We start from the raw sequence: 15715 nt of genomic DNA, 5'->3' as shown, positions 1-15715 counted from the left end.
AAAAATATTCTTACAATTAAGAATATAAAAAAAGCTTGAGCAAACTCAAGCTTTTTTCTGTATTTTTGCCAAACTTTATTCTTTACCCATTCTTCTTTGGATAAATTTGACGATTTCGACAATTAAAATCATGCAAATTCCGGCTACTAAGACAACTAGCCATTGTCCACCATCAAGTTCAGTCACATCAAAGAATTTAGTCATAAATGGCAATTCTACTGCCGCCATAATCAAGGCTGCAATAATAATCGCACCGTTAAACCACTTATTAGCAAACGTACCAGCACTAAAGATTGATTGGTGAACGTGCTTAGAATTAATGGCATGGAATAATTGAATTAAACCTAAGGTCAAAAAGGCCATGGTTAAAGCATCCCCGTGTTGCAAAGCCAGATTATCAACGTGTGGTCCCACATGAAGGCCCAATTGGTAAGCCCCTAAAACTAATACGCCTTCTAAAACACCTTGATAAATGATTGAGCTAGCGACACCACCACTGAAGAAGTTCGACTTCTTGCCCCGCGGCTTGCGTTTCATAATACCTTTTTCAACTGGTTCAACCCCTAAAGCAATCGCTGGCAAGGTATCAGTTACTAAGTTAATCCACAACAATTGCACTGGGGCCAAAATATCCCAACCAAGCATCGTCATCATAAAGACAGTTAAAACTTCGCCGACGTTACAACTCATTAAGTAAAGAATGGCCTTTTGAATATTACTGAAAACTTTCCGCCCTTGCTTAACAGCTTCAACAATCGTCGCAAAGTTATCATCAGCCAAGATCATGTCACTGGCACCCTTAGAAACTTCAGTCCCAGTAATACCCATGCCAATACCGATATCAGCTTGCTTCAAACTTGGGGCATCGTTAACACCATCACCGGTCATGGCCACGATCTTGTCATTTGCCTGCCATGCTTTAACAATTCTTACCTTATGCTCCGGCGAAACGCGGGCATAAACGCTGTAGTCACTAACATGCTGTTTAAAGTAATCATCACTTAATTGATCAAGTTCAGCTCCAGTTAAAACGCGCTTATCTTGCCCCTTTTCAATAATCCCAAGTCGTTCAGCAATTGCTTGGGCCGTAGTTTGGTGATCACCAGTGATCATTACGGTACGGATGCCAGCACTTTTGGCTTCAGCCACCGCAGCCTTTGCTTCGCCACGCTCTGGATCAATCATACCGACCAACCCAGCAAAAATTAGATCTTGCTCAACATTGTCAGTCGTTGGATCATCATATAATTGATCTACTTTCTTATATGCTAAACCTAAGACCCGTAAAGCCTGTTGAGCCATCTGTTTGTTTTGCGCTAAAATACTTTGCTTTTGCTCAGCTGTAATCGGCTCTACTTGACCGTTGTGCTCAATCTGGGTTACTCGCTTTAATAACATATCTGGTGCACCTTTAACTGCAACAAAGTATTGTGCGCCATCCTTATTAACTGTACTCATCAGTTTTCGATCTGAATCAAATGGTACTTCTTGTACCCGCTTGTATTGCTCAAGCAAGTCATTCACATCGATATTTTGATCAAAGGCAAATTGGATCAAAGCCGTTTCAGTTGGATCACCTAGCAAGTCGCCACCATTTTCAATCTTAGTGTCATTAGCTAAAGTCATGGCTAGCAAAGCTGGATTAGTGCCAGTAATTGTTTCACTATTGTCATGCAATTTACTGTCATAAAAGACCTTTTCGACCGTCATCCGATTTTGCGTTAAAGTACCAGTCTTATCAGAACAAATAATATCGGTTGCCCCTAAAGTTTCAACAGCTGGCAATTTACGCACAATTGCCTTGTGCTTAGCCATCGTCTGCGTTCCTAAGGCTAAAATAATCGTCACAATTGCTGGCAACCCTTCTGGAATTGCGGCTACGGCCAAAGATACAGCCACTAAGAACATATTAATCATTAATGTAGAATTACGTTCAGCTGGGTTAGTCTTGAGCACCCCAACGATAAAGACAATCACACAGATTGCCAAGATCATAATGGTTAAAGTCTTACCAAGTTGATTCAAATTCCGCTTCAAAGGGGTATCAGTTTCATCGGCATTATTCAGCATGGTTGCAATTTTGCCGACTTCAGTGTGCATCCCAGTTGTCGTAACAATTCCTTCGCCACGGCCATAAGTAACGTTGGTGTTGGAATAGGCCATGTTCACCCGGTCAGCTAAGGCGATATCTTCGTCCTCTAAGGTTTTAGCCTGTTTTTCAACAGGAACTGATTCACCAGTTAAAGCTGATTCTTCAATTTTTAAACTATGGGCTTGATTCAAACGCAAATCAGCTGGAACTACGTCCCCAGCTTCCAATAAAACAATATCACCCGGAACTAATTCAGTACTTGGAATTGTCACAATTGTATCATCTCGTCGCACATGCGCATCTGGCGTTGCCATCTCTTTTAAGGCATCGATCGCTGCTTCTGAGCGTGCCTCTTGAATCACACCTAAAATCGCATTCAAGATGACCACAATCATAATAATCGCGGCATCAGTCCATTCATGGGCGACTACACCAGATAAAATTGCGGCAATGATCAAAACAATGATCATAAAATCTTTGAATTGATCAATAAAACGCATGAACATGCTTTGCTTTTTCTTGGAAGCAAGTGCATTAGGTCCATACTTTTCTAACCTAGCTTTGGCATCGCTAGCACTTAACCCATCTTTGACAGACGTGTTAAGGTCTTTTTCAGTGTCGGGAATTGACTCGACATAGTATTTCTTAGCCATTTTTCCTCTCCTCAAAACAAAAAGAGACTTACATGCTTGTAGCACATAAGTCTCACAAATTAAGATAAACCCAGAAGTATCACTATTCTTCGGCTGTTGAGTTTATCGCAAGCAGTTGCTGTTACTCCCTTATGACAAGTCAATTATAAGCAAAAGTTTAATTATCTACAAGTCTTTACTTTTTGTAAAAATCGTCAAAAACAGTAACTGGCAAATGACGCTTGTGTTTACTCTTATTCCATAATTTTTCAATTTGATCAGCTGCTTTATCGCTAACTTCCTTGCCTTCAAGGTAGTCATCGATCTCTTGGTAAGTTACGCCCAAAGCAACTTCATCAGGCAAGTCTGGCTTTTCTTCTTCAAGGTCAGCTGTCGGAGCCTTTTCATAAAGGTGAGATGGACAGCCAAGTTCTTTCAAAAGCATCTTACCTTGACGCTTGTCTAAACGGAACAATGGCGTTAAATCAGCTGCGCCGTCACCGAACTTAGTGTAAAAACCACTGAAGTTTTCTGCCGCATGGTCAGTTCCCACAACTGCACCCTTGTTAGCACCGGCAATGGCATATTGCACAACCATTCTTTGACGAGCCTTAATATTCCCCTTATTAAAATCAGTAATCTTTTGGCCAGTGGCTTCAACGACCTTCACCATGGCATCAACTGGTTCCTTAATATTTACGATCAAATCTTGATCTGGTTTTTGAAAGGCAACCGCATCGGCAGCGTCTTGAGCATCAGCTTGAACACCATATGGCAAGCGAACAGCGATAAATTGATAAGAATCATCACCAGTTTCCTCACGCATTTCTTCAATTGCCATCTGACACAACTTACCAGTCAAAGTTGAATCTTGACCGCCAGAAATCCCTAAAACATATGACTTAAGAAATGGATTAGCTTTTAGATAATCTTTCAAAAAATCAATTGATCGTCTAATTTCTTTTTTAGTATCAATTTCTGGTAAAACATGTTCATAAGCAATAATTTCTTTTTGTAATTCTCTCATCGACCAATGCTTCTTTCTCTAATCTTACGTCGAATATCTTGAATCAAATCAAGCTTGGATTCATATAAGTTTTGTGACAAATCAACTGGATACTCTTGTGGATTCAAGCTACGCTTATATTCATCCCACAAGCCATCAAGGTTGGAGGCACAGAACTTTTTAATTTCATTAAGGCTAGGTTGCTCATAAACCAATTTTCCATCTTTGAAAATATCATGCAAAAGTGGAATCGCCGTATAATCTGTAACTACCTTATTGATATAAGTATATTGTGGGTGGAACATAAAGAGCGCATCAAACTTGCGTGGGTCTTCATTATCACGTGATACCCAATCACCCTCATTTTTCTTAGCCGTATTAGCACTAATGCGCCAGACTTGCTTTTTACCTGGAGTAGAAACCTTAATCGCATTAGAAGAAATCTTCAAAGTATCGCGCATTGCACCTAATTCATCTTCCATGGCCACTAACTTATAAACAGCACCTAGAGCAGGCTGGTCATAAGCAGTAATATACTTAGTCCCAATACCCCAGACATCGATTTTAGCACCTTGCATCTTTAAGTTAGTAATCGTGTTTTCATCAAGGTCATTAGAAGCGAAAATCTTGGCATCTGGATAGCCAGCATCATCTAATTCTTTGCGCACTTGCTTAGAAATATAAGCCATGTCGCCAGAATCAATCCGCACGCCTAAGAAGTTAATCTTGTCGCCCATTTCATTAGCAACCTTAATCGCATTAGGCACACCACTACGAACTGTATCATAAGTATCAACTAAGAAAACACAGTTCTTGTGCGTTTCGGCATAAGCCTTAAAGGCTTCATATTCACTGCCAAAAGCTTCAACTAAGGCATGCGCATGCGTTCCGGAAATTGGAATACCAAACAATTTGCCAGCGCGAACGTTACTGGTTGAATCAAAACCACCAATATAAGCGGCCCGTGCACCCCAGATAGCCGCATCAGTCTCTTGAGCACGGCGTGAACCAAATTCCATTAAGCCATCATCTTGAACCGCTAATTTAATTCTAGCTGCCTTGGTTGCCAATAAAGTTTGAAAGTTAAGGATGTTTAAAATAGCTGTTTCAACCAATTGTCCTTGGGCCAAAGGACCTTCAACTTGCAAAATTGGTTCGTTAGCAAAAACCAATTCTCCTTCCTTCATTGACCGAATATTAAGTTTTAACTTAAAATTGCGCAAATAATCAATAAAGTCGTCATCGTAACCTTCCTTTTCTTTAAGGTATTGCAGGTCACTTTCTTTAAATCTTAAATTCTTTAAATATTCAATGATGTGCGATAAGCCAGCGTAAACAGCATAACCGTTACCAAAAGGCTCGTTGCGATAAAAAGCTTCAAAAACGGCATTACGATCCGCAATCCCCTTTTTGAAATAGGTATACATCATGTTAATTTCGTATAAATCAGTGTGTAAAGCCAAAGAATCGTCTTTGTCTAATTCTGGATAAAACATAGTTCTCTTTCTGTCATTAAAAATTAATAATTTCGTTTTTAATTATACAGCCATTACTGGCCCTTGGCTATTTTCAAAACTATTTTTCTCCGAAAGTTGCATACACTTTTTCAATTGCGTCCAATTGATTTTTGACAGAAAAATGTTCTTCCGCATAACGCTTTTCTTGATGAGCCATTTTACGCAATTCTTCACGTGATTTATTCACCGCTAAATTAATCTCGTGGGCAATTGAATCGATATCTCCTGTCTTGGCTATAAAACCATATTCTGGTCCAGGAATCATCTTATGGATATCACCAACATCGGTGGATAAAATGGGGATTAAATTATCGGTTGCTTCTAAAAGCACAAGTGGAAAACTTTCAGAATATGAAGTCAACACAGCCAAATCAATCCGCTTGTATAAGGCGCTTAGTTGATGTTGCGTCATGAAACCATGAAAAGTCACTTGTGGAGCCATATCTAATTGCCGCGTCAAGGCCTTCAAGGCCTCAAGCTGACTACCGTCGCCAGCAATATGCAGGCGAATATGTTGGTCATCCAGCTTTTTAACCGCCTTTAACAATAATTCCTGTCCCTTAACCTTTTCGGTACGCGCAACATTAATAATGTTGAAGTAAGTATGCTCATATTTAGCTGGAATTTCACTATCGCTATGGAAAAAGATACCGTTATAAATGACATGCACCTTATTTTTGTCCACATGAGCCTGCTTGATTAACAAGTTGGCAAAGCGGTGTGTCACTGCAAAAATACAGTCCGCTTTTCTCAATGCATGTAAATTCAGCTTGGTAAAAATATTGCCCAATAAACCATGCCCAGCAAAATCTAAGTAAGGATCAGAATGCACCGTAATGCACCAAGTGGCCTGAATCCGCTTATGAATCAAAGATAAGAATAAGTTAGCCCTAGCCCCGTGAGTATGAACGATGTCATAGTGTCCGTCATTAATAAACTTGGTCAATCTGCGTAAACTGCCCAAATCATAGCGGCTATTAGCACCCAAAACATGCGTTGTAATTCCGGCATTTCTTGCCGCTTGAGCGACTGGGCCTTCAGCTAAAGTTAACAGTTCAAAATCTTTTCCTTCATTTTTAGCTTCGGTCAACAAATTAACAATATGTGATAAACCGCCGCCATTTTCTAGACCAGCATTTACATGCAAAACCTTCATCTTAATAAAATTATTTTCCCTTCTTTGATTGTTTAACGCGCACGACAAACTGTGGTAAAACCAGCATTCGCTTAAAGCGACTTGGATTAGTAATTAAACGATAAAACCATTCCAAATGTGTCTTTTGAAATGCTTCTGGTGCTCTTTTGACCATACCAGAAAAGACGTCAAAACTACCACCAACGCCCATCATTAGAGCTGGCGTTTCATTTTTGCGTAAAATTGAGAGTAGTTTTTCTTGTTTAGGAAAACCCAGGGCCGCAAAGACCATATCAGGCTGCGCTTTTTGAATGCGATGAGCGACCAACTCAAGATCTTCAGTAAAATAGCCATCTTCTGCGCCAACCAAATTAATATTGGCATATTCCTTGGCAATTTTGCGTTGTACTTCATGAATTACTTGAGGTTTAGCCCCAATTAAGTAAACTCGACTGCCGCGATCGTTAGCGACACTCATCAGCCATGTAAACAAATCATAGCCGGTTACCCGTTCAGGTAGCGGCTGCTTTAACATCTTAGCTGCTTTCACAATGCCAATCCCATCAGCAGTAATATAATCAGGATCGTTTTGCAAAATTTTCATAAATTCAGGATTCTCATTGGCAGCCATCACAATCTCCGGATTGGCTGTCACCACAAAGGTATACAGATGATTGTTTAGCCGATTAATAAATTCATTTTGGAACTGGTTAAAAGTTTTATTATCAAAATCAACACCTAAAATATTAACTTTGCTCATTTTCCACACCTCATGCGTCTTTTAATCTAGTATCTATTTTACCATTCCCAGCTGCAAGTATGAGAATCAGGTTCAAGTTTTATCTTTTCTTCAAACATGATAAGATTGTTTTAACAAAAGGAGAAAAAATGAAAAAAGTTATTACTTACGGCACCTTTGACCTCTTGCACTACGGTCATGTGCGTCTACTTAAAAGAGCTAAAGAATTGGGCGATTATTTAATCGTTGGTCTTTCAACTGATGAATTTAACGAATTCAAAAAACATAAGGAAGCCTATAACACCTATCCTGAACGTAAATATATCTTGGAAGCCATTCGCTATGTTGACCAAGTCATTCCCGAAAAAGATTGGGATCAAAAAATCACCGATGTCAAAAAATATGATGTTGATACCTTCGTTATGGGTGACGACTGGAAAGGCAAATTTGATTTTTTAAAGCCTTATTGCGACGTCGTTTACTTGCCTAGAACACCAGGTATTTCAACGACTAAGATTAAAGAAGACCTTAAATAAGCAAAAAAATACTCCAACCTCATTCACTTTTGAATGAGATTGGAGTTTTATTTTATTTAGAAAAAGTAAATTCAAATCTTTCAGCTACGTAGCGAGCACGGGTATATTCAAACGGCTGACCATCTGCTAGTTCGGTTACTTGCCGTCTAGTAATTAATGGTTCGCCCTTTTTTGCCTTAAGTAAGCGGGCATCTTGTTCATTCGCAATTGAAGCTGAAATATGCTCGGTTACCCGACCAATGGCAAAGCCGCCGCGTTTTTCCAAGGTTTTATATAGATGAGTTGAAACGTCTTCCTTAGAAAAGTCCTTAACTAAGTAATATGGCACCGTGACAACTTCATAACAAATTGGCGTTTGATCAGCATAACGAATTCGTTCCATCCGCAAAACACTCTCATTATCTTTGAGCGCAAGACGCTCTTTTTCAGACAAAGATGGATTGCCAATCTGATAAGAAATCAACTTACTTGAAGGAACTTGTCCATTAGCCTTGGTAATTTCGGTAAAGGACATGATTCCTGACATTTTTTCTTGAACTTTCTGACTAGCTACATAGGTCCCACTACCTAAGCGCCGTTCTAAAATCCCCTCATCTTCTAATGTTTTAATCGCTTGGCGTAAAGTCATCCGCGAAACGCCAAATTTAACTGCTAATTGTCGTTCTGCTGGAATCCGATCCCCAACCTGATAAACATGATTTTCAATATCACGCTTAATCTGATTGTGAATCTTAATATACATTGGTTCTTCCATACTCGCCACCCCCAAAGTTTACTCTTTTTATTATTATAATCTAAATTGGTCTAGATTGCATTAATAACGCTATTTCAATTTTGGCGACTATTTTTTCTTAGCGGTCCACTTGACTCCTAGAATATAAACATTCGGTCGCTTGTTGCATTCAACTTCAACCTGATCATTATCATCGGCAACTACACTGGCACTGAATTTTGCTTCATCCTTAACTGCTAAATCCGCTTGATTAGGATTTAAGACAATATTATGCCCTTTCATCTTAGCTTCACCACTTAAAGCTAAGAAATATTCATAATCCATATTGCCAACAAAGGTTACTCTGGTCGCGTCGCATTCAGTCTGATCTTGAAAATCTGCATGTGCTAACACAACCGTATTGCTCATGGTAACTTTTGCCTCATCTACTACCACCATCCGATTAATAGTGGAATTTTGGACAATTGTCCGCGTCTTTTTATCAATATAAACTCCACCCAAAAAAGTAGAGTTCATAATATTGCTCCAGCAATCATCGCTTAAATAAAGACAAGAATCACTATTGGCTTTAACCTTGGAATTAAGCATATTTAACCAAGTTTGCCCATGCAATAAAACATAATCTACTTCAGAATTATTAAGATCAAGTTCCGCATTGGTTTTAGCAAAAGTATTGATACTACCGTGAATCTTGGAATTATTTACAATTGCGGTCCCTTCACCTTCAAGTGCTAAAGCACAATACTTATCAGAGAAATAATCAATCTCTGAATCATTCATTTCTAAGCGGAAATTTGCATTAGCATACATCGAGACTGAACCATCAACGATCTTGGTTGAATATAACTCCAGCGTAATTTTGCCATTAATTGCAATTGCGGCAGTATCAGTGCCTGTACCTTTAATAAAGCAATTGCGCAAACTAAGATAGCCATCCGCCCCAACTGGCACAGATAAACTATTATGATCCGCCTCAGTATTGATACATAAATTTTCTAACGTCACATAGCGACTATCTTCAGAAACACCGATATAGCCATAAATAGTAGTATCTTCTGGCAGAGAACCTGTACCTTTAATTGTAATATCTGTTAATGTAATGCCCTGCGATAAATAATAATATCCGGGACCTAGCATTAAGACGTCATCAGCACGTAAATCTTTTAAAGCTTCATGCCAACTAACTGAACTGCTAGAGCCGCCTACTCTGATTATTCTAGCCATCCATTATCCTTTCATCTCGTGAAAACTGATTACTATTGTACTAATTTTAGCATTCAAATAATAGACCACGGCAAAAAAAGAAACGTCGCAAAGACGTTTCTTCTTCGGGTTGGGTGTTCTTTTAGAACTATTGGGTTAGCTGGATTCGAACCAGCGCATGATGGTACCAAAAACCATTGCCTTACCACTTGGCTATAACCCAGTACCAGCTGAACTTTTTACTTGTCGTTCAACAATGGAGGAGGGTGGATTCGAACCGCCGAACTCAGAGAGAGCGGTTTTACAGACCGCCGCGTTTAGCCACTTCGCTACTCCTCCGTTAGCTGACTTAATTATAATAACTAAAAGCTGAACAAAATGCAAGTGATTTTTGCAACTTTTTTCAAAAAAATGAATCAACAAAAAAAGAGCCACTTTTCAGCGGCCCCTCTTTGACTTATCTCAAATTTTTTTCGTTTAAACAGTCAGCTTCAAGCCCAATGCTTTTTGTACAACTTGATTTACCAGACTCCATTGCTTGTCATAAGTTGGTGAGAAGAAGAAATCAGCTTCAGCCAAGTCTTCTAGCGTTAGCTTATTTCTAATAGCTAAACTTAAAACGTTGGCTTGACCACTAATATCATATGATGAAAGTGTGCTGCCACCTAAAAGCTGATGGCTTTCTTCATTATAAACAACAGAAATGTAGCATACTGGGTTGTCTTTTTCAGGAATATAGTCTGGACGAAGGCGACTCTTTAAGACCGTCTCTTTAGCATTAATTCCAATGTGCTTAGCAGTCTTTTCACTCAAACCAGTCGTTACTGCATGTAAATTAAAAGCTTCAAGCAATTGAGCCCCAACTAAGCCCTTAAAGACGCGCTCTGGCTTAGCTTCAAACAAGTGCTCAACTACATATTGAGCTTCATGACGTACGGCAATAGCAGATGGCATCGGCACTCTGCGGTTAGCTGGAATACTGAATGGGAAGACAGCATCCCCAATTGCATAAACATCCTTGACATTAGTTCTAAAGTAGTTGTCGACTTTAATATAGCCGTTGTCATACAGATCAACAGTGCCTTTAAGCCAAGCAGTATTTGGTTTAATACCAACAGTAATAATGACACAATCTGTGGCAATTTCGCCATGATCAGTTTCTACCTTCTCAACTTTGCCATCACCAGCAAAACCAGTAACCTTGGTATTCATCGCTAAGTTAACGCCATGATCTGTTAATTCTTTGGCAAATAAATCAGTATAAGTGTCGTTTAAGTAATTTTCTAATGGCTTATGCCCACCATCAATCAAAGTAACATTCTTGCCTGCTTTAGCAAAGACTTCGGCAGCGGCAATCCCATTACCAGCACCAATCACTGCAACATTTTTAATATCCTTATTCTGTGCAGCTGCATTGATCTCTGAAGCGCAGTCATAGCCGCGCATCAACATAATATTCTTCAAATCTGCTCCAGGAAGAGGCAAACTTGCGGGATTAACACCAGAAGAAATAATTAACTTATCGTAACTAACTTCTTTGGTTGAACCATCTTTGACATTCTTTACGGTGACGGTCTTGGTTGCTGGGTCAAGAGCTGTGACGGCTGTGTTGTTAACCACCTTGCCGCCTCTTTCAGCTAGACCTTCAGGTGTAAAGTTTCTGACGTTATCTTGACCTGTAGTTTTTCCTTCAAGATACAGCTTCATTCCACAAGACATGAAAGAAACAAAATCACTGGTTTCATAAACCGTGACATCGACATCGTCATAACGATCTAAGATTTCATAAGCTGCCTCTTGGCCGCCGTGGGATGCACCTACAATAACGATTTGCTTTTTCGACATGAATTAACCCCCTCTATAAAAGTGACAGTAACAATTGTTGCTGCTTTTAAAATAATATCAGTTATGTAACTGGTTCCATTATTTATCTTTTATAGTCCTTTTGCAATTAATCCGCATCTTTATCTATATGAAAAAAGCAATTTTCCTATAAGTTAAGTAAATTTAGTTGACTATTAAAAAAGCGGCGAGCTTAACTCGCTGCTTTACTAATTAACATCTTACTTTTCAAGCAACTAATAATCATGAACCCGATATGGAATCAAGATAATATTTTCTTGAAATGAATCCAAAACATCTTTAGGAGCTTTTTCTTAAAGACAATTGTAGCTATGCCATCTTTGTCAGGCTTAGCTGACCGAAAGTATTGTGCCATCTTGGCATAACGTAAATCTTTCTCAGTCGGAGCTTGAAGAATATCCATTTGCATCATATCGTCCATAATTAAGTTCCTTTCTAATTAATTTATTTAGCTGAACATCACTACTACCTTTTCTAGCAATAGTCTCAGCAATAATTTCATTCATAATGTTCTTTTTTAATACTGTCTTGGCATATTCATATGATTTTTCTGCATAAATGCTCACATTTTCAACTAAATAAGATCTATCTAAACTTATTTGCTGGGAGACATATTTTTCCAAATTCGAATCTAAAGTATTCTTAGTATCCTCAATAGAATCATACCTCGATTTATTAGCTTGATAAGAACGTTCAACTAAATCAAAATATTTTTTGTGAGCCAATTCATGTTGTATCACATCCTCTAATGATCTGGCAGCAAAAAAGTGTTCATCAATTACTTTATCTAAAAGCTTTTGTTCCGCAAACTCATTATTAAAATAAACAACATCTTGATAGCATTATAAGAAGAATTACCACCTGTACCCAACTTTTTATTACTCACAATTACAAAGGCAGGAAGACTCTGCTCTTTAATATTATCCAAAGCATGAAGCAATACCTGCACACTCTTCCTATATTTTTTCTTTTTCCTTCTACGTATAGTTCATATTTATAATTCCTAAGCTGAACCGTATGAACATATACACTAGCATTTTGACTATTCAGAAAAATAAACTCCTTCTTTTTAGATAAATAATCCATTTCTTCACCTCTAACTATAAATTTTCTCTCTATATATTACGCAAAAAAGGCATTTTTCTGTGAACTAAGTAAATTTAATTGGATACAAAAAAGCCGATGCTTTCGCATCGACTTTTCATTGTTAGATTCTATTTAATTTTAATAGAAGTTTACAGCCTTGATGTAACGCTTGTTGTTGTTTCTGCAGCCTTCAATTCTGTAGTACTTCTTACCGTTCTTGAATCTCATTTGACCACCGTAAGTAGTTACAGTTTGACCTCTGTACATCTTACCAGTACCTGGAGTACGACGATATGACGACCAGTAAATGTATGCATTGTGCTTCAACGTACGTTGATTACCAGTAATGTTGGTTACACGAACGTATTCATCCTTGTTAGCTACCTTGTAGTAAGTCTTACCATTGATAGTTACGATAGTTGGAACAATTTCAATGTCATTGTAAGCATAGTACATGTGACCTAAGTAGTTACCGTTCTTGTCGTAAGCTCTTGAGTCAACCATTACTGGCAAAGTCTTGGTGTTAGTATCACCAGCTGGCTTAACAAGTGATGAAGTCTTAACCCAAATGTTGCTTGAGTTAGCATCTGACTTAGACTTAGTTGAAACTTGTGAGTATGATACGTTATCAATAGTTCTAGTTTGGTCAGCAACGTAAACTTGATCGCCATCCTTAAAGGTGGTTGAGCCACTTAAAACATTATTACCATAAATTCTATAAGTTGCGATTGAACTTGCGCCATTAGCATATAGAGTTTGCTTTTGACTTGAAGTAATCAAAACAGTATATGTTGCAGTGGTCTTCTTACCCGTTAAACCAGTAGCGGTCAAAGTTACATTATAGTAACGACCAGCTTCTGAAGTGTTAACAGGATTTGAAGTTGCTTCAAGTGAAGCAACAGTATTATTATTGCTGTTTTGTACAGCTGAAATAATAACTGGCTCACCATTACTATTTACGAAATTAGTTGGATTAAATTGTGAACCAACGGCTACTTGGAATGTTTGACCATTAACACTGCCCTTGCTTTGACCATTCAATGACCAATTGATCACTGGATTTTGAGTAGTATCTGTAGTTGAACTTGAACCTGAAACTACAACTGGGATTTGCACAGTAGCTGTTTGTGTAGAAGTAGAACCTGTACCAGTTAAAGTAAGATTGAAATCACTAGTTGGTACTGCAGTAATATTCTTGTTATCTTTATCAAGAGTTACGCCTGCATTCTTAAGAATAGCAGCAACTTCACTATCTTTAAGGTTAACTTTTTCTCCGCTAGCATTATTTGTACTGAAGAAAACCAATCCTAAATCATTAATTGACTTAGTAACGCTAGCTACGGTATCTTTAGCCTTAATAGAAATAGTAGTTGGTACAACATTAGCTGTTTTATCGGTAGTACTTGCAGCGTCAATTACTTGATTGCCATATGTAAAGTATGATCGATCAGTTGGCTTAGCTGTTGTTGCTGTAGTAGTACTTGTGGTACCAGTAGTATTAGTTACAGTACCTAAACTAATAGCAGCGTTAACCGGAACAGCTGAAGCTGCTACGGGAGCAACTCCCAACAAAGCGGCAGCAGCCATACTTACAATTCTTGTATTCTTTTTCATAATTATGTGGCCTTTCTTTTCTGAAACAGAAATTCATCCTAAGCAGTAGGTTATATCTCCTTCTGCTTGTGAAATAATTATAGCATGTTACGAACCTGATTACTAAAAACAGGATCGACTCGTGTGTGTGATCTTAAGAATACCTCCTAAAATCACCAGTAACACTGTACCTTCTATTTGTTAAACTGTAGTTACCGTACTTTTACAATTAAGATTCAAAGCGTTACATTTTTGTGAAACTTTAAACAAGTTATTGATTTTTGACTGACTTTATGTGTGTTAAGAAAGGGTAATTTTCACATCTGTTCGCTTGAAAAATTGTAATTTTAGATTTTTTGATTAGAAATGATCGCTTCATGTTCTTTTATATGTTCAACTCGTCCTGCATCCCTCGCAATAAGCAACAAATACAACGCTTCAATCATCGTCATACTTGCCACCCGCGAGAAATAGTACTGCGACTGCATCACTGTCTGCCGGACTGCCGTCTTCAAATGCACATCAGCTAATAGCGCAATCGGCGAATCAGCACGATTGGTGATCGCAATCACCTGCATCCCTTTTTGTTTAGCTACCTTAATTTGCTTAATGATTCCAGCCGCTTCACCTGAATTTGAAATCACCAGTAAACAATCCTTTTTATTCAGATTCATTGTCTGTGCAATCGCCGTTTCAATCGTGCCGCCCGAATCAATCGCTAACAAGCCAATCTGATTAAATTTATACACTGCATCAGCAGCCACTGGATAAGTATCACCTTCTGCACTAACCTGCACAATTCTGCTTTCAGTCAAAAGCCGCAATACCCGATCTAATTCAGCTTCAGTCACATTCTCCAAAGTCGCCTTAATCTCTGCGACTTTATTTTTTTCAATTAATTCCAAGTTAGCACTAGCATCATCACGCGACATATTTTGAAGTGACACACTTTCAGTCGCATTCTGGGCTAATTGAATTTTCAAATCGTGAAACCCCGTTAAATTCAAATTATGACAAAAACGCGTCACCGAAGCATCACTTACACCAGCTTCAGTTGCTAATTTTGAAATCGTGTAATTTACTACCTGTTCAGGTTGTTTTAGGACTACTTGAGCAATCTTTTGATCACTGGCTGACATTGTAGATAATTTGCTATAGATTGTATCGATAAGAATTTTAACGTTTTAAAAAGTTTAGGTGGAATTCATCTTTTCTAAAAGCAAGCAGCCCAAATTGCCAAGCAGTTTATCCTCCTCTTGCCTAGTGAAAGAATACAACCTGTTTTGAATCCGAAGATTCCGCTTTGTCTTGAAGTGGCACCACCATGTGTTAATCAAGTGCAGAAGTATTTAAGCAATTTGCATTTGACTAGCAAGATTCGCCAAGATAAATCAGTAGCAATTTTCACTCGTACGCTTTTGGGCAACTACTTAATTGATGTATTTAACGAAGATTGGCACAATATTTCTTAACTTAATCGCCAAATTTGTTTACAAAATGGCGTAGTCAGCTCTTTGCTATTTGAAGACCTAGCTACTTCATTAATTACTGAAAAAGATGGAAAAATTATTGAACTCAAG

General features: G+C 38.3%; 12 protein-coding genes, 2 tRNA genes and 1 pseudogene. 2 read left to right on the top strand and 13 right to left on the bottom strand.

Features of this window, described 5'->3' with window-relative positions:
- Nucleotides 1–75 precede the first annotated feature (75 nt).
- The 5 genes from Q0Y84_RS06295 to Q0Y84_RS06275 all read right to left on the bottom strand — a co-directional run bounded on the left by Q0Y84_RS06295 (nt 76) and on the right by Q0Y84_RS06275 (nt 7142).
- Nucleotides 76–2745 (bottom strand): calcium-translocating P-type ATPase, SERCA-type, encoded by a 2670-nt coding sequence (locus Q0Y84_RS06295; RefSeq protein WP_297951698.1) that lies wholly within the window; start codon nt 2743–2745, stop codon nt 76–78.
- 175 nt (nt 2746–2920) lie between these two features.
- On the bottom strand, nt 2921–3751 hold the full coding sequence (gene nadE / locus Q0Y84_RS06290; RefSeq protein WP_297951696.1) for an ammonia-dependent NAD(+) synthetase: 831 nt from the start codon (nt 3749–3751) through the stop codon (nt 2921–2923).
- Entirely contained in the window at nt 3748–5226 is a 1479-nt protein-coding gene (locus Q0Y84_RS06285) for a nicotinate phosphoribosyltransferase (RefSeq protein ID WP_297951694.1), read from the bottom strand. The genes nadE and Q0Y84_RS06285 overlap by 4 nt, the downstream gene beginning before the upstream one ends.
- Before the next feature lie 79 nt (nt 5227–5305).
- On the bottom strand, nt 5306–6403 hold the full coding sequence (locus Q0Y84_RS06280; RefSeq protein WP_297951692.1) for a glycosyltransferase family 4 protein: 1098 nt from the start codon (nt 6401–6403) through the stop codon (nt 5306–5308).
- A gap of 10 nt (nt 6404–6413) precedes the next feature.
- Nucleotides 6414–7142: a WecB/TagA/CpsF family glycosyltransferase gene (locus Q0Y84_RS06275; RefSeq protein ID WP_297951689.1), complete on the bottom strand. Its 729-nt coding sequence runs from the start codon at nt 7140–7142 to the stop codon at nt 6414–6416.
- A 128-nt stretch (nt 7143–7270) separates the two neighbouring features.
- Between Q0Y84_RS06275 and tagD the strand changes: the two genes are divergently transcribed.
- A complete protein-coding gene (gene tagD / locus Q0Y84_RS06270; RefSeq protein WP_297951687.1) occupies nt 7271–7657 on the top strand; it encodes a glycerol-3-phosphate cytidylyltransferase in 387 nt (128 codons plus the stop codon).
- A 52-nt stretch (nt 7658–7709) separates the two neighbouring features.
- Here the strand turns inward: tagD and Q0Y84_RS06265 are convergent, their stop codons facing one another.
- The 8 genes from Q0Y84_RS06265 to Q0Y84_RS06230 all read right to left on the bottom strand — a co-directional run bounded on the left by Q0Y84_RS06265 (nt 7710) and on the right by Q0Y84_RS06230 (nt 15274).
- On the bottom strand, nt 7710–8411 hold the full coding sequence (locus Q0Y84_RS06265) for a GntR family transcriptional regulator (protein ID WP_297951685.1): 702 nt from the start codon (nt 8409–8411) through the stop codon (nt 7710–7712).
- Nucleotides 8412–8498: 87 nt separating this feature from the next.
- Nucleotides 8499–9614: a hypothetical protein gene (locus tag Q0Y84_RS06260; RefSeq protein ID WP_297951683.1), complete on the bottom strand. Its 1116-nt coding sequence runs from the start codon at nt 9612–9614 to the stop codon at nt 8499–8501.
- A 130-nt stretch (nt 9615–9744) separates the two neighbouring features.
- A tRNA-Gln gene (locus tag Q0Y84_RS06255) sits at nt 9745–9816 on the bottom strand.
- A 34-nt stretch (nt 9817–9850) separates the two neighbouring features.
- Nucleotides 9851–9932, bottom strand: a tRNA-Tyr gene (locus Q0Y84_RS06250).
- Nucleotides 9933–10070: 138 nt separating this feature from the next.
- The gene (locus Q0Y84_RS06245; RefSeq protein WP_297951682.1) at nt 10071–11438 is read right to left on the bottom strand and encodes an FAD-dependent oxidoreductase; all 1368 of its coding nucleotides are present in this window, start codon (nt 11436–11438) and stop codon (nt 10071–10073) included.
- 395 nt (nt 11439–11833) lie between these two features.
- On the bottom strand, nt 11834–12181 hold the full coding sequence (locus Q0Y84_RS06240) for a hypothetical protein (RefSeq protein WP_297951681.1): 348 nt from the start codon (nt 12179–12181) through the stop codon (nt 11834–11836).
- 499 nt (nt 12182–12680) lie between these two features.
- Entirely contained in the window at nt 12681–14156 is a 1476-nt protein-coding gene (locus tag Q0Y84_RS06235) for an SLAP domain-containing protein (protein ID WP_297951679.1), read from the bottom strand.
- Nucleotides 14157–14482: 326 nt separating this feature from the next.
- On the bottom strand, nt 14483–15274 hold the full coding sequence (locus tag Q0Y84_RS06230) for a MurR/RpiR family transcriptional regulator (protein ID WP_297951678.1): 792 nt from the start codon (nt 15272–15274) through the stop codon (nt 14483–14485).
- A gap of 90 nt (nt 15275–15364) precedes the next feature.
- On the opposite strand from Q0Y84_RS06230, the pseudogene Q0Y84_RS06225 reads away from it, so the two are divergent.
- A pseudogene (locus Q0Y84_RS06225) lies at nt 15365–15607 on the top strand (ribose-5-phosphate isomerase A); the annotation flags it as partial.
- Between the last annotated feature and the right edge of the window lie 108 nt (nt 15608–15715).

The sequence above is a fragment of the uncultured Lactobacillus sp. genome (assembly GCF_947367125.1).
Taxonomy (GTDB): Bacteria; Bacillota; Bacilli; order Lactobacillales; family Lactobacillaceae; genus Lactobacillus.
Note: the sequence above shows the minus strand (reverse complement) of the source record. Positions and strands in the feature narration are given on the sequence as shown.

Coding starts and splice junctions, on each gene's coding strand:
- Q0Y84_RS06295 (WP_297951698.1), bottom strand. CDS start 2,745: ATGGCTAAGAAATACTATGTCGAGTCAATTCCCGACACTGAAAAAGAC.
- nadE (WP_297951696.1), bottom strand. CDS start 3,751: ATGAGAGAATTACAAAAAGAAATTATTGCTTATGAACATGTTTTACCA.
- Q0Y84_RS06285 (WP_297951694.1), bottom strand. CDS start 5,226: ATGTTTTATCCAGAATTAGACAAAGACGATTCTTTGGCTTTACACACT.
- Q0Y84_RS06280 (WP_297951692.1), bottom strand. CDS start 6,403: ATGAAGGTTTTGCATGTAAATGCTGGTCTAGAAAATGGCGGCGGTTTA.
- Q0Y84_RS06275 (WP_297951689.1), bottom strand. CDS start 7,142: ATGAGCAAAGTTAATATTTTAGGTGTTGATTTTGATAATAAAACTTTT.
- tagD (WP_297951687.1), top strand. CDS start 7,271: ATGAAAAAAGTTATTACTTACGGCACCTTTGACCTCTTGCACTACGGT.
- Q0Y84_RS06265 (WP_297951685.1), bottom strand. CDS start 8,411: ATGGAAGAACCAATGTATATTAAGATTCACAATCAGATTAAGCGTGAT.
- Q0Y84_RS06260 (WP_297951683.1), bottom strand. CDS start 9,614: ATGGCTAGAATAATCAGAGTAGGCGGCTCTAGCAGTTCAGTTAGTTGG.
- Q0Y84_RS06245 (WP_297951682.1), bottom strand. CDS start 11,438: ATGTCGAAAAAGCAAATCGTTATTGTAGGTGCATCCCACGGCGGCCAA.
- Q0Y84_RS06235 (WP_297951679.1), bottom strand. CDS start 14,156: ATGAAAAAGAATACAAGAATTGTAAGTATGGCTGCTGCCGCTTTGTTG.
- Q0Y84_RS06230 (WP_297951678.1), bottom strand. CDS start 15,274: ATGTCAGCCAGTGATCAAAAGATTGCTCAAGTAGTCCTAAAACAACCT.